Genomic DNA, 18,584 nt, shown 5'->3' on the forward strand with positions numbered 1-18,584 from the left:
CCCGTCCTTCCGCGCGTCGGCCACCAAGGCGCCACGACTGCCTGGCGATAGTCGTATGTTAACGGGGGATCGTCCAAATTTCAATAGGCGCGAGCAATCCGTAAGACAACAGGTCATAGTCTTCCGCCGGCGGCGGCCCTTCGAGCGGCGAGCGCTTCCAGGCGCCCGGCCACGCTATATTGCGGGGCTTGGCGGCGTCGAAATGCGGTCCGAGCAGGTTGCGGAAGGTGCCGCTCAGCCGGCAGTCGAGTGTGTGGACGGTGCCCGGACGCACGAAGGAGGTAAGCTCCAGCTCGTCGCCGCGCTCGAGACCGAGCAGCCCGGCCTGCTCGCCGTCCACCGTTACGGAGATCACCGAGCCGTGCCAGGAGGGAACGGACAAAAAGACGCGTTCTGCCTCGTCCGGCAGGGTGAACGAATGGCGATAGCGCACGGCGTCCGAATAGAACGGGTAGCCCTGATCCCGCCAGTCGCCCAGACCTAGCGGTCTGTCGGTCGCCAGACGCCAGCCTCCGTCCGGATTCGGTGCGACCGTAAACTGTCCGAACAGATAAAGGGGTTCGAGCTCCATCCAGATCGAGAACGGGCGGCCCTCCAGCCGTATCGTGTTGCGCCCCGGCCGCAGCGTCCGCGTAATATCGGCGGCGCCCATGTGACGGTCCAGCCTTGAGGTGCCGGGGACGGCTTCGACCGGGATACCGTTGACGGCGATTCGGTAACAAGAAGGCCGCTCGAGTTCGAGCCTCACCGGTCCGATGTCGTCCGGGCTGTCCACGTGGAAATGATAGTCGGCCGTAATTCCGCTGCGCGCGTCGAAGGCGGCTTCGCGGTCCAGCAGCCGCCGCTTGAACTGGACGGCGTTGTCCCACGGATTGTTCTCGAAGCCGTGATGCTCGAAGGCGAAGCGGGCGGCGTGCACTGTGTGCAAGCCGACATATTGCTTGGTGCCGGCGTACAGGTCGCAGTGCAGGATCGGGAGCACATTGTCCCGCTCCGGCACGATCTCCGGCGCGGAGAGCGCGACTGGCCTTCGCTTCGATGCGGCCGTCCGGCGCGGGAGCGGCTGCGGGACGCCGGGCACTGCTTCGGGCGCTGTGTCGGCGACATCGAACCCTGCGCCGGCGGCAGCTTCCTCGTAGACGCGCAGCAGCAGCGAGCCCGACGCGTTCAGCGACAGCTCGAGCGTCAGGCAGCCGTCGTCGTCCGGCGACTGGCCCAGCGCCGTCGCCGAGCCGTCCAAAGGATTCCACAGCTCGGCGCGCCGTCCGCGCAGCGTCGCCGTGCCTTCGAAACGGGTGCTGCGGGAGTTGGCGATGAAGTACAAGGCCGAGCCGTCCCCCAGCTCGCGGCGCAGATGCGCGATTCCGCTCGGCGCGGCCGTCCCTTCTACCGCAAGACGAAGACGCGGCGCGGCGAAGGTCGACAGCAGCGCGAGCTGGCCGGCCGCATCCGCGGCCGGATGCCAGCCGGGAAGGTGCGCCAGCGCCGCCGCTTCCTCGCTGCGCGCGCCGTCCACCCGATCCGGCGCCCGATTCGCCGCGATCACGATGCCGCCGCCCTCCAGAAAGCGGCGCAGCAGCGCGACGGTCGAAGCCTTCATGTGCGTCATCGCCGCGGGAACGATGACGATCTCATAGCGACTTTGTCCGACGCGCAGGCTGGAAGCCTCGACGTCGGCATGTCCCTCCATGATGTATTCGTCGCACAGATCGTAATCCCATTGACGGTCGGACAGCGACTGCACGAGAGCCAGCATGTCGACGATGCCCTGCTGGTAGAGCGGATCGCCTTCGACCGCCTCGGCCGTCGCGACGAAGCTGGACGTCGTCGGATTGAACAGGGCGATCCGGTTGACCGTCCGGCCCTGGGAGAGCGCATACGACAGCCGGCCGAAGTAATCGTTCAGCTGCGCATACTCGTCCCACCACGGCTGGCGCCAATCGAACGATTGGGGATGGTCCCGTTTTCTCGCGCCGACGATCGTGCCGTAGGTCAGATGCTGGTTCAGGAAGTTGATGCCGTGCACGTACAGCCAGTCGCCGATCCGCTTGTAATCCTCGAACGACGAGTCCCAGCCGCCGGCGCCGTAGGCTTCGCACAGCACGCGCTCCCTGCCGAACTGATTGGCGGCGCTGTGCGCCTCGCGCACGGTGAGCATCGCCGCGGGATCGTTGTACGCGCCTTGCGCGCGCTGCGCCTCGTTCGGCGGCACGAACGGCAAAAAAGCGGAGCTGGCGCCGGGTTTGGCGGCGTCGGCACGAAGAAGCTTGGTCTCCAGCATGTCGATGGCCGGCCATTGCATGAATTCGTAGAGCGACATGACGGCCGGGGACGTGCGATGAAACGGATGGGGCCATTGATGCTCGATATAGTGGCCCGTGTAGGCGATGCCGTTCGCTTCGCACCACTGCGAGATCGGGCGCACCGAGTTGTTCACCCACAGCTCGCGGATCGTCTCGAAATAATCGAACCGGACCTTCGCCGCATCGACTGCGGGCGCCGTCTCGAAGGCGATCGCGGCGTCGCGGAACAGAAAGGGCAAATAATCGCGAAGGTCGTAGCCGTTGCGGCGCTCGAACTCGCCGGCGAACCAGAAGCTGAACGGCAGCGGGGAGCCGTGCTCGAACAGGTTGCCCGGCGAGATCTCCGGCTCGTCGGTGAACAAAGCGGGAATCTGCGTGCCGAACCGGTCTCCGAACCGCTCGCGGTACGCTTCATGCGTGACGGCGAGGAAACGCGCCGTCACCTCCGGCCGCAGCAGGTCCGCGTACGCGAAGCCGCCGAGCCAGTTGTTGGTCATCGGCGTTCCGAGCTCGAACACCCAGAAGCGGTCCCCGTGCTCCCGCCATTGCGTCATCGGCAGCAGCGTGACGTCGCGGACGATCTCCCAGGCCGGCTTTCGCCCCGGCGCCTCCCGCACCGCGAACGCTTTGATCGGATGACCGGGACGGTTCAGCATCGGCGAAGCGTTCGCCAGCTTGCGCGCGACTTCGTCCGGCCCGTATTCGTTGAACAGCACGGAGTTCGCGAGACAGTCCGGCAGCTCCGACGGGACATGCCCGCCCGCGAAGCCCGAGGGATACGAATTTTCATCGTAAATATACAGCTTCAGTCCGAGCTTGGACGCCTCCTCCAGCGCGTCGCCCCACCGTTCAAACCACGTCTGCGACAAATATTCGGTTATGAGGCCGGGACGGGGGTGGACGAAGGCGCCGCCGAAGCCGTGCGAGGCGAGCTCGCGCAGCTGGAAGCGGATAGAATCAGACTCCATGTCGTCGTTCCACACCCAGAGCGGGGCGGGGCGGTAGATGGCAGCAGGATCGGCGAAGCTTGACAGGTGTTTGTCGGCCGATGTGGCTGGCAAGGCAGAAGCGGCAGATGTGGCAGATGTGTCAGGTGAATGCATGCGGATGCAACCTCCTCGGCGTTGTTTCAGCCAGTTTATCCCCGCGGCGTGCCGGTTGTCTTTGCAGCCGCGCCGGGAATGAGGTGCACTTTTGACAGATGATGCTTTATAATACGCCCATAACAGGAGGTGCGCTGCGGATGCAAGCGACAACAGGAATACAGCCGATCGACCTGGCGGCGATCCGGCCGATCGTTCACTTCGCCGAGCGCGCCGTGCAGGAGCCGGCTTTCGTCTGGGGGCCGCGGGTCATTCCCGACTGCCAGTTGCTCTTCGTGTTGTTCGGCCGCGTAGAGCTGACGCTCGGCCGGCATCGCTATTCGCTGTCTGCAGGCGGCTGCGCCTTCTACGGCGGCGGCAGTCCGCACCGCATCGAGACGGCGGCGAACGAGCCGACGGGCTTTTACAGCATTCATTTCGATTGGGACGGCGGAGCGCCCGTCTCCGTGCATCCGGCGTCCGCGATACGCGTATGCAACGAGGCGGAGCGGGAGGCGCCGCCGGTCCCGTACCGGGTCGATACCGGCGGGGGCCGTCAGCTGCTCGCGCTGGCGCATGTGCTCCACGCGCCCGAGCTCGAGCCGCTGTTCCGGCCGATCGTCGACGAATACAGAGAGCAGCGCCCAGGCTGCGAGGCCGCAATGCGCGGCTATATGACCGCGCTGCTGGTCGCGCTCGTACGGCGGCAGCTGCAGGAGCGCCCCGATCCGTCCGCGCGCCGCATCGCGCCGGCGCTTGCGGCGATCGCCCGCGAGCCGGCGCGCAGCTGGTCGAGCCGGGAGCTGGCGCAGCTGTGCGGCTATCATCCGACGTACTTTGCCGAGATTTTCAGAGAGGCGACGGGACTCAGCCCCAAGGTATATACGATGCGGGAGCGGATCGCGCGCGCCAAACGGCTGCTGCTGACCGGGGAGCGGATCACCGAGATCGCGGAGTCGCTCGGCTACGGCGACGTGCATTATTTCTCGCGCAGCTTCCGCGAGGCGACGGGGATGTCGCCGTCGGCGTTCCGCCTGCGGCCGGAGCCCGAGCCTGAGCCGGAGCAGAACGGGCAGAACGGGCAGAACGGGCAGAACGGGCAGAACGGGCAGAACGGGCAGAACGGGCAGAACGGGCAGAACGGGCAGCCTTAGCCGAAGAAGGGTGAAAGCCCGGCCGTAGATCGAAAGACGGCGATAGAGCACACCCTCTATATGCTTGCGAATCAACCTTCAGGCGGTGATTCCTGAATAGGTTAGCGCGCTATCGGCGTGCCGGCATTGATCGGAAGGTTAGCGGGTCAAAAACCTACATCGGGACATGTTTTTCCCGCCGACTAGCTGCGCATTTGGAAATACCTGCAAAAGTGCAGGCAATTTCCAAGTACAACCCGGAAATCCGGCTGATGGAGGAAAATACCTGCACGCTCGCATCTTTTCTGTCCGATGGAGGCGACATGGGCAATAAAAGATGTATGTTTGCAGGCTTTGCGCACAAATGAACGATGGAGACGACGCTCGTTCCGTCCATCGGAGCGGCGATCGGTTGAATCGTGGACAGGTGTTTTTTGCTGACTGCAAGGAAACAGAAGAAAACGGAAGTAAAGGAAGGCTGGGAGCGGAAAAGCAGAAACCAGACCGCAAAATGGCGAACATTTGGATGTACAAACGGATAAATGGCGGTTGAGATACTTCGGAATTTTATATTATCATTTCGATAATATCAAAATGATAAATAAAGAAACGGAGGCATTCGCCATGTTTGGATTCCGATTCGTCAAGTTCCAGCCCAGCGAGTACGTAATGAAGGTGCGCAGCGGCAAGGTCGTCAAGGAAGGGCTGGGGCTTTCCTTTTACTATTACGCGCCTGCGACGACGGCCGTGGTCATGCCCGCTTCCTCGACCGAAGCGCCGTTTATGTTCGAGGAGATCACCCGCGATTTTCAGAGCGTGACGGTCCAGGGGCAGCTGACGTTCCGGATCGCGGATTTCCGCCAGACCTCGCGCATGCTGGACTATGCGTACAATTTACGCAAAAAGACGTATTTGTCCGACGATCCGGCCAAGCTCGGCCAACGCGTCATCGGCTTGGTCAAGGTGCTGACCAAGCGTCATCTCGAGCGAATGCCGCTGCGGGAAGCGATACAGTCCGGCGACAGGCTGGCCGCCGCGATTCGCGAGGAGCTGCAGGCAAGCCCGGAGCTGGCGAAGCTGGGCATCGAAGCGATGGGCGCGTCGATCCTGGCCGTGCTGCCGAACAAGGAGACGATGCGGGCGCTGGAGGCGCAGGCCAGAGAGGAAATTCTGCGGCGCGCAGACGAAGCGGTGTACGAGCGGCGCAACGCCTCGATCGAGCAGGAGCGGACTGTTCGCGAGAACGAGCTGAGCACGGAGATCGCCGTCGAAGCCAAAAAGAAGCAAATTCGCGAGAGCCAGCTGGCAGCGGAGCGTCTCGTCCAGCAGAAGCGAAACGAGATGCAGCAGGAGCAGCTGCAGTTTGACACGGCTTACGAGGAAGAACGCAAGACGCTGCTCGAACGCTCGGCCGGCAACAGGCAGTCGGAGGCGGATGCGAAGGCCTATGAGCTTACCGCCGTCATGCGGGCGCTTGGCGGCGCGGATAACCAGGTGCTGCAGTCGCTCACCCGCGCGGGCATGAATCCGGGCCAGCTGATCGCGATTGCCTTTCAGGATCTGGCCGGTCAGGCGGAAAAGATCGGGCAGTTAAATATAACGCCTGATCTGCTGCAAGGCTTGCTTCAAGGCGGCGAGGCAAAGACGGCAGGCAGAAAGGAGAGGTAACGGATGGACGACGCGAGAGCGATTCGGCTGGTGCTCGTCAAGCGGCGCACGCGCCTTGAGGAGCTGATCGCCAGGTACAATACGGTCCGTCAGGCGCAGTTCGTCATCGAGTCGATGGGCGAGGACTTTTCCGATTATCTGAACGAAGACGAGGTCTATCGCAGTGCGCTCGCACGGACCCGGCAGTCGCTGAGCGAACTCGGCATCGTTCAGCTGCTGGATCGGACCCACGTTCCCAATTATTTGTTCGGCCCGTCCGATACGGTCGTGGCGCTCGGGCAGGACGGACTGGTGGCGGCAACGCTGAAGTATTTGGACGGCCAGCGGCTCATCGGCGTCAATCCGGATCCGCGGCGCTGGGACGGCATTCTCCTTCCTTTCGCCGTGGACGACGTGCCGAAGATCGTAACGGAGACCGCCGCCGGTCGCCGCCGGGTGCGGGAGGTGACGCTGGCGAAGGCGGTGCTTAGCGACGGACAGACGCTATACGCCGTCAACGATTTTTACGTCGGACGCAGGACGCATGTATCGGCCCGCTACCGGATCGCCGCGGGCGGACAGGAGGAGCAGCAATCGTCGAGCGGCATCATCGTATCGACGGGCGTCGGCGCCACGGGATGGCTGAGGAGCGTGCTGGCAGGCGCGTCGGGCATCGCAATGCGAGCGGGAATGGCCGGCACCGGCCAGGCGCCTGCCGATGCCGATGCCCAGCGACTTGAATGGGAGAGCGACTGGCTTCGCTTCACGGTTCGGGAGCCGTTCCCGAGCCGGACGACCGGGACCGAGCTCGTATATGGCCGCATCGAGAGCAGTCAGACACTGGAAGTGGTGTCGCAGATGCCCGAGGACGGCGTCATCTTCAGCGACGGCGTCGAAGAGGATTATCTGGCGTTCCTGTCGGGACTTCGGGCATCGATCGGCGTGGCGGAGAAGAAGGGGCGGCTGGTCGTATAGGCCTATTTTTGAGCTAAACGTTCGTGCCTTGTTCACCGATAAATAGGCTATATGATGCGATAGAGGTGAGTCGGGCGTGGCGTTGTTTTTGGTCAATCATGTGCAGGCCGGCATGAAGGTCGGCATCGATATATTTTCGGACAGCGGGATCAAGCTGCTGGCGAAGGGCACGGCGATTACGGAGCAGCATATCCAGATGCTAAGGAGCCATAAGATTCGGGAGATCGACATCGACGGAGAGGCGCCCCGGGGCGAGCTCGTCGCGGACAAGGCCCGTCAGCTCGACCCCGCCCAGCAGGCCAAAGAGGAAAAAGCGAAGCTGCGCCAGCTGATGAAGCACATTCCGCTGTTCTCCAGCCTGGCCCCCGAGCATATCGCGCTGCTCGCCGACCGGATGGAGAAGCGGGAGCCGGATGCCCAGACGATCCTGTTCCGGGAGAACGATCCGGGAGATTCGTTTTTTATCGTGCTGTCGGGCACGGTCAAGATTTACAGGACGAGCCCGGAAGGCGACGAGAAAATTTTGGCCGTTTTTAACGCGGGAGACAGCTTCGGCGAGTTGTCGCTGATCGACGGCAAGCCGCGTTCCGCGACGGCGCAGACGCTCGACAACGCGGAGCTGGTCGTCATGTCCAGAGAGCACTTCCTGGATATGCTGAAAAGCCATTTCGATCTGAACCTCGTCATTATGGCCGAGATCGTCCAACGCATGCGCGATACCAACGACCAAGTATCCGACCTGATGTTCTTCGACGTACGGACGAGGGTCATCAAGAGCATGGTCAAGCTGGCCAACCGATTCGGAGAGCGGAGCGATCATACGATCGTCGTCCAGATGCCGCTCGACAGGCACGAGCTGTCCCAGATGGCGGGCGTAAAAATGAAGGAATTGAACGAGGTGCTTTACGATTTAGAGGACCGGCAGCTTGTCAAAATGTACGCGAGCTACTTTGAGCTGAATCTCATCAAGCTGCGCTCGCTGCTGCGTTGAAGATAATTCGGCCAAAAAAATGATCATACATACACGGACCGCGGCCGCGCGCAAAGGCTGCGGTTTTTCTTGCGGAGAGATTTAAGAAATATTTAATATCCGTCCCCCGGTTTGTTTAAAATGTTTGTCCTAAGCTGTAGTTCGGGAATAGAAGGGGGACGGAAAAATGAAATCGCGATTGATACTTCTGCTGCTCATCGCCGGATTCGCAGCCGCGGCCATCGAGCACAAGGCCGATCTCGTTCGCGCGGCGGACGCGATTCTGGGCCATCCGCCCAGGACGCATGCGGAGCCATCCGGCGCCGCGGCTGCCGGCACGATCCCGGATGCCGTCCCCGCCGGCGCTGCGGATTTCGGTGCCGGTCAGCCTGCCGCGGCAACGCCGAGCATGGAAGACACGGCTGCTAGCAAGGACCTGGTTCTCGCCGCCGACCACCTGCACAGCACGCATGCCATTCTCGTCCGCCTGGAAGACGGGCATGTGCTGTTGGACAAAAATATCGGGGAGCGCGTATATCCCGCTTCGCTCACGAAGATCATGACGGCGATTGTTGCCATCGAGCGCATTCCGGATCTGGCGAAGACCGCGAAGCTCGATCCGGACATGTTCGAGACGCTGCGCAAGCAGAACGCCTCGATGGCGGGCTTTCTTCCTGGCGAGCGGGTGAGCGCGATCGACCTGCTGTACGGTGCAATGCTCCCTTCGGGCGCGGACGGCAGCGTCGGGCTCGCGATGCGCGTCGCCGGATCGGAGGCGAAGTTCGCGGCGCTCATGAACGCCAAAGCCAAAGCGCTCGGCATGACTGGTACGCACTTCGTCAACGCGACGGGATTGCACGATCCCAAGCATTATACGACGGTCAAGGATCTTTCCGTATTGCTCGCTTATGCGCTGAAAAACGAGACGTTCCGCCAGGTGTTCACCGCTTCGCGCCACGCGACGGCGCCGACGGACCTGCATCCGGACGGCATCACGCTGCGCAGCTCGATGTTCAAGGAGCTCGGCGAGTCGGGCCTTGACGGCGCGGAGATTGTGGGCGGCAAGACCGGCTATACCGAGAAGGCCGGCTTATGTCTCGCAAGCCTGGGACGCCTGGACGGCAAAGAGTACATTCTTATCACGACCGGCGCCGTCGGAGACCGCAAAACGACGGCCGCATACGACATTGCAGATGCGGTCAGCGTCTATAACGAATTAGGCAACGCGCTTTAAGATCCGCTACAATGTAGGTTGTGAAGGAGCGCGATAATACATGAATCCCACTACCATTTTGATCGCGGATGACGAGAAAGAAATCGCGGATCTCATCTCGCTGCATCTGCAGAAGGAAGGCTACCGGATCCTGCTCGCGCACGACGGCCGAGAAGCGGTCCGGGCCATCGAGTCGCAGGCGATCGATCTCGCTGTCCTGGACATCATGATGCCCGAGCTCGACGGGTTCGAGGTCGTGAGACAGATTCGCGAACGGTATCGGCTGCCCGTTCTTTTCGTGAGCGCCAAGACGTCGGATTTCGACAAAATCTCGGGTCTCGTCATCGGGGCGGACGATTATATGACCAAGCCGTTTAACCCGATGGAGCTGGTCGCGCGCGTGCAGGCGCTGCTGCGGCGTTCTACGCGGCTTAATCAAACGAGAGCGGACGAGCCGCAAGCGATCGAATCGGGCGGACTCGCCATCGTGCCGGATCAGCGCCGCGTCACCATCTACGGCGAGCCGGTCGAGCTTACGCCCAAGGAATTCGATATTTTATGTTTGCTTGCGAGCCACCCGCGGAAGGTATTCGGCGTGGAGCAGATTTTCCAGCAGGTGTGGGGCGAAGCCTACTATGAGGTCGGCAACAATACGGTCATGGTCCACATCCGGACGCTGCGCAAGAAGCTGGGCGAGGACAAAAACAAAGACAAGTGGATCAAGACGATCTGGGGAGTGGGATATACGTTTAATGGTTAGCGGCATCAGCTTTCGGTCGAAAATGATCCTGCTGCTCGGACTCAGCATGCTGACGTCGGGCTTCATCACGTATCTCGCTTATCGGGCCTTGCAGTCTTATTATCGCCAGAATGCTTACTACGGCGATTCTTTGAACGCGTTCCGCAACATCATGCGCAGCATCGGCGACGTCAACGTGTTTTTGATTATTTTTATCCCGCTGTCCGTGCTGTTTTTCTTTTTGTACACCAAGCCCTACGCCACGTACTTCAACCGGATATCGAGCGGCATTCACCGATTGGCCGTCGGCGATTTCGACACGCCGGTCCGCATCTCCTCGCAGGACGAGTTCCAGACGATCGCGGAGGACATCAATATGGCCAGCGACAAGCTTCGCCAGGCGATCGCGCGCGGCGACTTCGCGGAGACGAGCAAGGATCAGCTGGTGCTCAATCTCGCGCACGATCTGCGTACGCCGCTCACTTCCGTGATCGGCTATTTGAACTATATTTTACAGGCGGAGGACCTGAGCGAAGAACAGATCCGGCATTTCACGGCGATCGCTTATACGAAGTCCCAACGGCTGGAAAAGCTCATCGACGAGCTGTTCGAGATCACGCGGATGAATTACGGCATGCTGCCGGTTAAGCGCGAGCCGATCAATCTCGGCGAGCTGCTCGTCCAACTGGGCGAGGAGCTGTTTCCGATCTTCGAGAAAAACGGACTGACGCTCCGCTCGGAAGTGATCACCGACCTGAACATTCAGGGAGACGGCGAGCTGCTCGCGCGCGTATTCGAAAATCTGCTCAGCAACGCCGCCCGCTACGGGGCCGACGGCCGCTACATCGACGTTCGCGGCGAATGGGACGACGGGGAGGCGGTCATTCGAGTCGACAATTACGGCGACCGCATACCCGAGGAGGAGCTGCCGCATCTGTTCGAGATGTTTTTCACCGGCGACCGCGCGCGCGTGCAGCGGGAGGGAGGCACGGGCATCGGGCTCTATATCGTCAAAAACATCGTTGAGCGGCATGGCGGCACGGTCCAGGCGGAGAGCGGGCCGGTGTTGACGCGGTTTACGGTGCGGCTGCCGGTGGCGTGAGCGGGAGGCGGCATCCCATTGGCTATTCGCGTGTTCATCGAAAATGCGTCGGCGTAGACGGTAGACGGTATACCCGTTTAAACGCCAAAATCCATATCCGGATACACGTACGGATCCTTCGCCGGTTCGATCTTGGTCGCCGCGTCCGCCTTGAGCAGCAGCACTTCGGCGCCGTCGATCGTCGTCTTGGCGAACGTGCCCGAGACGGTCATCCAATCGTCGTTCGCGTACTTCGCCGCATCCGTCGATTCGACGACGATGCCGTAAGGGATCGCGTCGGCCGCGCAGCACTGGATCGCGAACCTGCCGAGCACGAACTGTCCTTGTCCGATCGTATCGTCCCGGTAGACGAAGCCAGATACCTCCGCACGGCGCCCTACGAACGAATCGGGAAAAAAGTTAAGGGTCGTAAGCGTTTCGAGATAGCGCCAATCTTTGATCTCGATCTCTGGCTTGGCATAAAGCAGCTTTCCGTAATCCGCATACGGCTTGGTGAGCGAATCGTGCGGGAACAGCCGGTCCAGCTCGTTGGCGTCAGGCGGCGCGGAGGTTGCTGCTGAATCGGTTTTTATCGCGTGCGCCGCGGTCCCGCCGCTCAGATTCATGCCCTTCCGCGCGGCCATTGCGCTGCCGATCGTCGTGTCCGGCGTCAGAAAAAACAAGGCGAGCGGCAGCGCGAACAGGACGACGGCACGAAGCTGGCTCAGCCAGGGGCTTGCCGGCGCCGATGCATGGCCGCAGGCTTCTCCGCAGCCGGCGTCGCGCTGAACGTCCCATTCTTTGAGCGACTGATAGACGAGCGCTGCTGCGATCAGATATAGGGCGGCAGCTGCCAGCTTTGTGTATACGGCCATGCGCGGCGAGATGTAGAGACCCAGGTTGCCGACCGCGGACAGCCTTGCGACATAGAGCCCGATGCCCGCGAGTACGACGGCGCGCGCCAGATGACGGGCGATCATTTTCCGATTCGTTCGTTGAGTCATGAAGACATCCCCTTTTCGGTGTCAGCGTGCAGCGCTTTCCAGCAGCCACCCTGCGAGCAGCGACGCGGCGAGTACGACCGCCGTTACGAGCACGAGGAGACGCAGCACGAAGCGGGCTTTGAACGCGGACAACAGCATCAGCGTGTTTTTGAAGTCGACCATCGGACCGTAGACGAGGAAAGCGAGCAGCGCGCCGGCGGGAAAGACGCCGGAAAAGGAGGCTGCGACAAATGCGTCCGACGTCGAGCAAAGCGAGATTACGTAGGCGAAGCCCATCATGAACAGGTGCGAGCCGAAGGCGCCGCCGCCAAGCTCGATCAGCTCTCCGCGGCTGACGAAAGTTTGGATGACTGCGGTCAGGAACGCGCCGAGCATCAGAAATTTCCCCATTTCAAAAAATTCGTCGGCCGCATGCGAGCAATAGGAGAGTAAACGGGACGAGGGAGCGCGATGTGGCGCGTGATGGTTATGATCCGCGGCAGCGGCATGCAGACTCGGTGCATCCGGTTTTAATGGATTGGAGGACTTGCCGCGTGCGCGAGACAGCAGCAGGCCGACGGCGGCCGCCGCGGCGAAGCCGAGCACGGTCCGATACAGCGCCATCTCGGGCGCGGTCCGAAAGGCGCTATAGGTGGCGAGCACCGTGACCGGATTGACGATGGGCGCCGCCAGGATGTAAGTCATGCCGATATAGGCCGGCATGCCTTTGCGAAGCAGCCTGCGCACGACCGGAATCATCCCGCACTCGCACACGGGCAGCACGACGCCGAGCAGACCGGCGCATAGCACGCCGAGCAGGGGATTCCTCGGGATGAGACGGGCGAGCGCCGTTTCGGGGACGAACAAGTGCAGCACCGTCGAGACCAGGACTCCGAGCAGCACGAAGGGGAGAGCCTCCAGAAAAAGGCTGACGAACACCGTTTTGACCGATTGCCATTGATCCGCGCCGATGCCGGATAAGGAGTCCGGCCATGGCATTTGCCGCTCCGTTGCTATGAAATAGAGCAGCGCTAGCGTCAACGCCGCCGATAGTGTTAACGTCCATTTGTAAGCTGCATTCGCCATGCTTATCACCTCGTCCACCGAAATCGATCATACTTCCTGCTATCAACGTATGCGAATCTCTGTTGAAAAGAACGCATAATCCGCTAGTTTTCTAGACTAATAGATGGCGTCGTCGTTTCGTTTGGAATTTTTACTTGCGTTTGCTAAACGTAATAATTACAATATGGAGACGGCGTGATCCTCATACATAGCAAGTCGCATTTTTTTAATCGTGTTATCGTAATAATTACAAATAGACGAAACGAGGAATGACGAACATGAAAAAGAGCTTGAAAAAAACGCTCGCGATATCGGCGAGCTTGGCGCTGCTGCTGGCGGCTTGCGGTAAAAACGAGGAGAACGAAGCCAGCGGATCGGGTGTCAAGCTGAGCGTCGTGACGACCTTTTACCCGATGTACGAATTCAGCAGACAGGTCGCGGGCGATCTTGCGAACGTCGCCCTGCTGATCCCGGCCGGATCGGAGCCGCATGATTGGGAGCCCAGCGCGCAGGATATGGCAAAGGTGAAGGAAGCGGACGTGTTCGTTTACAACGGGATCGTCGAAGGCTGGGTCGATGCGGCGCTTACGAGCGCGTCGAACGACAAGCGTGTCGTCGTGCGGGCGAGCGAGGGGCTTACGACGCTGGAGGGAACGGCGGAGGAAGAAGAGGAAGAAGCGGGCGAGGAAGCGCACGACCACGCGCATGAGCATGCGGAGGATCCGCACGTCTGGCTGGATCCGGGATTGGCGCAGCGGGAGGTCGCGGCGATCGAAGCGGCGTTCGAGAAGGCGGATCCGGCGAACAAGGATACGTACAAAAAGAACGCCGACACTTACATCGCCCAGTTGAAGGCTCTGGACGAGGACTACAGGGCGGGGCTCAAGGATGTCAGGACAAAGTCGTTCGTGACGCAGCACGCGGCCTTCGGCTACTTGGCCCAAGCCTACGGCCTGCAGCAGGTGCCGATCGCCGGACTGTCGCCCGAGCAAGAGCCGTCACCCGGCAAGATGGCCGAGATCGTGCAATTCGCGAAGGCGCATCAGGTGAAGACGATTTTTTTCGAGACGCTGGTCGATCCCCAGGTCGCGAAGACGGTAGCGGACGAGATCGGCGCGAAGACGGACGTGCTGAACCCGCTGGAAGGCTTGACGGATGAGGAAAAGAAAGACGGGCTCGATTACATCGGCATCATGAAAAAGAACCTCGAGGCTTTGGTGAAGGCGTTAAATGCATAATTAGCGAAAAGCCGGTATACCGGCGGCGGCAAAACGGGACGAAGCAGAAGCGATTTCTGCTCGGTCCCGTTTTTTTGTTTTGGCGAGCCGATAACGGCGGTACCGGTTGCAGTGTTAAGGGCTTGCGTTGTTATCGGGTTCCGCTGTTAGTAGGTTGCGCTCATACGATAAGCTGTGCCGCGGACTCGTATGACTATCGACGGCGCATTTGCCCCCCCTTTTCCAACAGGGCCCTTCTGGACAAACCGCCCAAAAAAAGGATTGACAAATTGCCCATGGGTAATTATTTTGTATATAACAACAAAAGTTTCCCGTGGGAAACAAAATTGTTGTCGTACAAGTGTCTGTCGTACAAAAGTTTGCCGTACAAGTAATTGCTGTACAAGTAATTGCCGCATACGTATTTGACGTACAAGTTTGCGTCACAAGCTTTGCCGCAGGAGGAACGACCATTACGGGGAGGACCGCAATGCTGACCAAGAAGCTGAAGAGAGTTGCACTGATGATTTTGTTTTTAGCGATTTTAGCTGCGTTGAACACCGCTTGCGCGAACGGCGGGGAGCAGGCTGGAGAGGACGAACGGTCTGGCAAAATTCGAATCGTCACGACGATCGCGCAGATCGCGGAGCCGCTTGCCGTTATCGGCGGGGACCGGGTCGAGGTCGACAGTCTGATGGGACCGGGCGTGGATCCGCATCTGTACGCGGCGACTCAGGGCGACATCAAGAAGCTCCAGAGCGGCGATATCGTGTTTTACAGCGGCCTTCATCTCGAAGCGAACATGGTGAAGGTGTTCGAGCAGATTGGCAAAGAGCGGCCGGTGCTGGCGATCGGTGAGACGCTGCCGAAGGAGAGGCTGCTGAAGGATCCGAAGGGCGCAACCGACCCGCACATCTGGTTCGACATCGACCTGTGGAAGCAGGCGCTGGGGGCGGCGACGGAGGAGCTTAAGAAGTATTCGGAGGCGGACGCGACATACTTCGAGACCAATAAGACGGCATACTTCAAGCAACTCGACGAGCTGAAGGCGGAAGCGCTCGAAGAGCTGGGCCGCATTCCCGAGGAGCGGCGGGTGCTCGTCACTGCGCACGATGCATTCGGCTACTTCGGGCGCCTGCTCGGGCTGCAGGTCGTCGGCCTGCAGGGGCTCAGCACGGAAGACGAGATCGGACTGTCCGATATCGAGGACACGATCGACCTGTTGGTCGATCGCGGCGTACCGGCCGTATTCGTGGAGAGCAGCATCAATCCCGCGTCGATCGAAGCGGTCATTGAAGGGGCCAAGAAGCGGGGGCTTAACGTGCAGCTCGGCGGTCAACTGTATTCGGACGCGATGGGCGACGGGGGCACGGCGGAAGGCACCTACCTCGGTATGTACCGACACAACGTAAACACGATCGGCGAGGCGCTTGCCTCGAAGGAGGGTTGATATGACAACAGTGCTCAAGGTATCGGACCTGAACGCTTCGTATCGGAAAAATGCGGTGCTGGAACGCGTGACGTTCGAAATTAAGCCGGGTACGCTGACGGCGATCGTCGGACCGAACGGCGCCGGCAAGTCCACGCTGCTCAAGACGCTGCTGGATCAGCATCCGCGGCTTTCCGGCGACGTTGCTTTTTTCGGCACACCCTTCAGGAAGGTCAAGTCGCGTATCGGCTACGTGCCGCAGCGCGGCTCGGTGGACTGGGACTTCCCGACCGACGCGCTGGACGTGGTGACGATGGGCTTGTACGGCAAGATCGGATGGCTGAAGCGGCCCGGCCGGACGCACAAGGAGCAAGCGATGCGGGCGCTAACCGAGATGGGCATGGCGGATTATGCGGGCCGCCAGATCAGCCAGCTCTCCGGCGGACAGCAGCAGCGGGTGTTCCTGGCGCGGGCGCTCGCGCAGGACGCCGATCTCTATATGCTCGACGAACCGCTCGCGGGCGTCGACGCCGTGACGGAGCGCGTGATTATGGATACGCTGCAGCGGCTCAAGCGGCAGGGCAAGACGGTGATGGTCGTTCATCACGACCTGCAGACGGTGGAGGATTACTTTGACCGGGTGCTGCTGCTGAACCGGACGGTCGTCGCCCACGGCACGACGGCGGAAGCTTTTACCCGGGAGTCGCTCAGCGCGGCCTACGGCGGCATGCTTCGCTGGCTGGAGGGGAAATCCGGATGAACACGCTGCTCTCGCACAACGCGCAGTGGGTGCTCCTCAGCACGCTGATCCTCGGGATGGCGGCGGGCATCATCGGCAGCTTCGCGTATTGGAAACGGCAGAGCCTGATGAGCGACGCTTTGTCGCATGCCGCGCTGCCCGGCGTGATAGTCGGCTTCGTGCTGATCGGCACCAAAAACCTGCCCGTCATGATCGCAGGAGCCGCCGTCAGCGCGCTGCTCGGTGCGCTCCTGATCGATTGGATCCGTTCGTCGACCCGCATCAAGGAAGATGCCGCGATGGGCATCGTATTATCGGTCTTTTTCGGCCTTGGCATCATGCTGCTGACGTTCGTGAACCGAACTGCAGGCGGCAGCCAGAGCGGGCTCGACAGTTTTATCTTCGGTCAGGCCGCTTCCATGGTGTCGGACGACGTCAAGCTGATGGCGGGAACCGCGGCAGTCGTCCTGCTCGTCGCGCTGCTCGGGTACAAGGAGTGGAAGCTGTTCCTGTTCGATCCCGCCTACGCCGCGGGACTCGGATTGTCCGTGCGCTTGATGAACGGGATCTACCTGGCGGTTCTGGTGCTTGTCATCGTCGTCGGCATTCAGGCGGCGGGCGTCGTGTTGATGGCGGCCCTGTTGATCATCCCCGCAGTCAGCGCCCGTTACTGGACACACTCGTTTAAATGGACGGTCGGTCTCTCGGCAACGTTCGGAGGCGGCGCCGGCGCGGCGGGAACCTTGCTCAGCGCCATGGGCGCAGGCTGGCCGACGGGACCGTTTATCGTACTGGCGGCATCAGCGACGTTCGCGGTATCGTTGTTTTTCGGTGCGAGCAAGGGCTTGCTCGTCCTGTACATCGGACAGCGCGCGAGCAGGCGACGGCTGGCTTCCAAGGTCTCAAGTCCGATCGCGGCACGAGAGGGGGCGGGACGATGAGCTATTCCGGTTGGATTCTCCTGACCGCTTCCCTTGTCGGCGTGTCCTGCGGATTGATCGGCGTGCTGCTCATCCTGCGCCGCATGGCGATGATGGCCGACGCGATCAGCCATACCGTCCTCCTTGGCATCGTCGTAGCCTACATGGTCACGCGGCAGCTTAGCGGCGTGCACATGCTGATCGGCGCAGTGTGCGCCGGTTTGCTGACGGCCTTGCTGGTGCAATGGTTCCAGTCTCGCGGCGTACAGCAGGAGGCGTCGATCGGCATCGTGTTCACGACGTTGTTCGCGGTCGGCGTCGTGCTGATCGCCACGCAGGTCGGCAACGCGCATCTCGACGTCAAGCATACGCTGATGGGCGAGATTACCTTTATCCCTTGGGAAACGATGACGCTCCCGCTCGTCGGCGAAGTGCCCGAGGCGGTCGCGCTGCTCTCGCTTGTGCTGGCGGTCGCCCTTTCGGCGATAATTGCCTTTTATAAAGAGTGGAAAATAACGTCGTTCGACCCCGCGCTGGCCGCAAGTCTCGGCATTCCCGCCGTAGTGATGCACTATGCGTTCATGTCGCTCGTGTCGGTGACGACGGTCGCTTCCTTCGATGCGGTCGGCGCGATTATGGTCGTCGCGATGCTCATCACGCCGGCTTCCGCAGCCTACCTGTGGACCGACCGGTTATCCGTTATGCTGGCGCTGGGTGCCGCCTTCGGTGCCTTGTCCGCCTGGATCGGCTACGGAATCGCCACCTGGCTCGATACGTCGATCTCGGGCTCGATGGCGTTCGCGACAGGCCTTCTGTTCGCGGCGAGCTTCCTTGGCTCCCCGCGTTACGGCGCGTTATCCCGGCTACGGAGGGGGAGGGCTTCCAAGCGCGAGCCGATGGCGGCAGAAGGCGCGGATTGACCCCGTATGACAACGAAAAAATACCGCGGCTGCGGCGCGTCTGCAAGATGACGCCACGCAGCCGTTTTCATTCTACTAAAATGCATTGACACTCAAATTGAACGCTCCTATAATGCTTAATATTGAGAATCATTTTCAAATAGCTTGGAACCAGGCTTATGGAGGCGA

Annotated in this window: 15 protein-coding genes; 12 read left to right on the forward strand and 3 right to left on the reverse strand. The window is 61.0% G+C overall.

The annotated features are described in order from the left end of the window. Positions 1-58 precede the first annotated feature (58 nt). The gene (locus KB449_RS08835; protein WP_282908024.1) at positions 59-3,406 is read right to left on the reverse strand and encodes a glycosyl hydrolase; all 3,348 of its coding nucleotides are present in this window, start codon (positions 3,404-3,406) and stop codon (positions 59-61) included. A 140-nt stretch (positions 3,407-3,546) separates the two neighbouring features. Between KB449_RS08835 and KB449_RS08840 the strand changes: the two genes are divergently transcribed. From KB449_RS08840 to KB449_RS08870, 7 genes are all read left to right on the forward strand, one after another. Beyond that, positions 3,547-4,539 (forward strand): helix-turn-helix transcriptional regulator, encoded by a 993-nt coding sequence (locus KB449_RS08840; protein ID WP_282908025.1) that lies wholly within the window; start codon positions 3,547-3,549, stop codon positions 4,537-4,539. Positions 4,540-5,142: 603 nt separating this feature from the next. Then, on the forward strand, positions 5,143-6,186 hold the full coding sequence (locus KB449_RS08845) for an SPFH domain-containing protein (protein WP_282908026.1): 1,044 nt from the start codon (positions 5,143-5,145) through the stop codon (positions 6,184-6,186). A gap of 3 nt (positions 6,187-6,189) precedes the next feature. After that, a complete protein-coding gene (locus KB449_RS08850) occupies positions 6,190-7,140 on the forward strand; it encodes a diacylglycerol kinase catalytic domain-containing protein (protein WP_282908027.1) in 951 nt (316 codons plus the stop codon). Positions 7,141-7,216: 76 nt separating this feature from the next. Next, complete coding sequence (locus KB449_RS08855; RefSeq protein WP_282908028.1) at positions 7,217-8,131, forward strand: Crp/Fnr family transcriptional regulator; 915 nt, start codon at positions 7,217-7,219, stop codon at positions 8,129-8,131. Between the two features lie 166 nt (positions 8,132-8,297). Beyond that, positions 8,298-9,344, forward strand: a complete 1,047-nt coding sequence (locus KB449_RS08860) for a D-alanyl-D-alanine carboxypeptidase family protein (RefSeq protein ID WP_282908029.1) — start codon at positions 8,298-8,300, stop codon at positions 9,342-9,344. A 40-nt stretch (positions 9,345-9,384) separates the two neighbouring features. Next, positions 9,385-10,083 carry a response regulator transcription factor gene (locus tag KB449_RS08865; protein ID WP_282908030.1) on the forward strand — a complete coding sequence of 233 codons (699 nt, stop codon included), beginning with the start codon at positions 9,385-9,387 and terminating at the stop codon, positions 10,081-10,083. Beyond that, entirely contained in the window at positions 10,076-11,164 is a 1,089-nt protein-coding gene (locus KB449_RS08870; RefSeq protein ID WP_286672202.1) for a HAMP domain-containing sensor histidine kinase, read from the forward strand. The genes KB449_RS08865 and KB449_RS08870 overlap by 8 nt, the downstream gene beginning before the upstream one ends. A gap of 77 nt (positions 11,165-11,241) precedes the next feature. Here the strand turns inward: KB449_RS08870 and KB449_RS08875 are convergent, their stop codons facing one another. Both KB449_RS08875 and KB449_RS08880 read right to left on the reverse strand, forming a co-directional pair. Then, positions 11,242-12,147: a TIGR03943 family putative permease subunit gene (locus KB449_RS08875; protein WP_282908031.1), complete on the reverse strand. Its 906-nt coding sequence runs from the start codon at positions 12,145-12,147 to the stop codon at positions 11,242-11,244. 21 nt (positions 12,148-12,168) lie between these two features. Continuing rightward, positions 12,169-13,212, reverse strand: coding sequence for a permease (locus KB449_RS08880; protein ID WP_282908032.1), 1,044 nt, complete (start codon positions 13,210-13,212; stop codon positions 12,169-12,171). 257 nt (positions 13,213-13,469) lie between these two features. Here KB449_RS08880 and KB449_RS08885 point away from each other — a divergent pair, with 257 nt between their 5' ends. The 5 genes from KB449_RS08885 to KB449_RS08905 all read left to right on the forward strand — a co-directional run bounded on the left by KB449_RS08885 (position 13,470) and on the right by KB449_RS08905 (position 18,416). After that, positions 13,470-14,429 carry a metal ABC transporter substrate-binding protein gene (locus KB449_RS08885; protein ID WP_282908033.1) on the forward strand — a complete coding sequence of 320 codons (960 nt, stop codon included), beginning with the start codon at positions 13,470-13,472 and terminating at the stop codon, positions 14,427-14,429. A 469-nt stretch (positions 14,430-14,898) separates the two neighbouring features. Further along, positions 14,899-15,858, forward strand: coding sequence for a metal ABC transporter solute-binding protein, Zn/Mn family (locus KB449_RS08890; RefSeq protein WP_282908034.1), 960 nt, complete (start codon positions 14,899-14,901; stop codon positions 15,856-15,858). Between the two features lies 1 nt (position 15,859). Beyond that, complete coding sequence (locus KB449_RS08895; protein WP_282908035.1) at positions 15,860-16,597, forward strand: metal ABC transporter ATP-binding protein; 738 nt, start codon at positions 15,860-15,862, stop codon at positions 16,595-16,597. Further along, the gene (locus KB449_RS08900; RefSeq protein WP_282908036.1) at positions 16,594-17,517 is read left to right on the forward strand and encodes a metal ABC transporter permease; all 924 of its coding nucleotides are present in this window, start codon (positions 16,594-16,596) and stop codon (positions 17,515-17,517) included. Before KB449_RS08895 ends, KB449_RS08900 begins: the two co-directional genes overlap by 4 nt. After that, a complete protein-coding gene (locus KB449_RS08905) occupies positions 17,514-18,416 on the forward strand; it encodes a metal ABC transporter permease (RefSeq protein WP_282908037.1) in 903 nt (300 codons plus the stop codon). Before KB449_RS08900 ends, KB449_RS08905 begins: the two co-directional genes overlap by 4 nt. Positions 18,417-18,584 lie beyond the last annotated feature (168 nt).

This window comes from Cohnella hashimotonis (assembly GCF_030014955.1).
GTDB classification, from domain to species: Bacteria; Bacillota; Bacilli; order Paenibacillales; family Paenibacillaceae; genus Cohnella; species Cohnella hashimotonis.

Bases quoted from the DNA above. Each gene is read 5' to 3' on its own strand.
- KB449_RS08875 (WP_282908031.1), bottom strand. From the start codon at position 12,147: ATGACTCAACGAACGAATCGGAAAATGATCGCCCGTCATCTGGCGCGC.
- KB449_RS08850 (WP_282908027.1), top strand. From the start codon at position 6,190: ATGGACGACGCGAGAGCGATTCGGCTGGTGCTCGTCAAGCGGCGCACG.
- KB449_RS08880 (WP_282908032.1), bottom strand. From the start codon at position 13,212: ATGGCGAATGCAGCTTACAAATGGACGTTAACACTATCGGCGGCGTTG.
- KB449_RS08890 (WP_282908034.1), top strand. From the start codon at position 14,899: ATGCTGACCAAGAAGCTGAAGAGAGTTGCACTGATGATTTTGTTTTTA.
- KB449_RS08870 (WP_286672202.1), top strand. From the start codon at position 10,076: ATGGTTAGCGGCATCAGCTTTCGGTCGAAAATGATCCTGCTGCTCGGA.
- KB449_RS08845 (WP_282908026.1), top strand. From the start codon at position 5,143: ATGTTTGGATTCCGATTCGTCAAGTTCCAGCCCAGCGAGTACGTAATG.
- KB449_RS08895 (WP_282908035.1), top strand. From the start codon at position 15,860: ATGACAACAGTGCTCAAGGTATCGGACCTGAACGCTTCGTATCGGAAA.
- KB449_RS08905 (WP_282908037.1), top strand. From the start codon at position 17,514: ATGAGCTATTCCGGTTGGATTCTCCTGACCGCTTCCCTTGTCGGCGTG.
- KB449_RS08900 (WP_282908036.1), top strand. From the start codon at position 16,594: ATGAACACGCTGCTCTCGCACAACGCGCAGTGGGTGCTCCTCAGCACG.
- KB449_RS08835 (WP_282908024.1), bottom strand. From the start codon at position 3,406: ATGCATTCACCTGACACATCTGCCACATCTGCCGCTTCTGCCTTGCCA.
- KB449_RS08865 (WP_282908030.1), top strand. From the start codon at position 9,385: ATGAATCCCACTACCATTTTGATCGCGGATGACGAGAAAGAAATCGCG.
- KB449_RS08860 (WP_282908029.1), top strand. From the start codon at position 8,298: ATGAAATCGCGATTGATACTTCTGCTGCTCATCGCCGGATTCGCAGCC.
- KB449_RS08885 (WP_282908033.1), top strand. From the start codon at position 13,470: ATGAAAAAGAGCTTGAAAAAAACGCTCGCGATATCGGCGAGCTTGGCG.
- KB449_RS08840 (WP_282908025.1), top strand. From the start codon at position 3,547: ATGCAAGCGACAACAGGAATACAGCCGATCGACCTGGCGGCGATCCGG.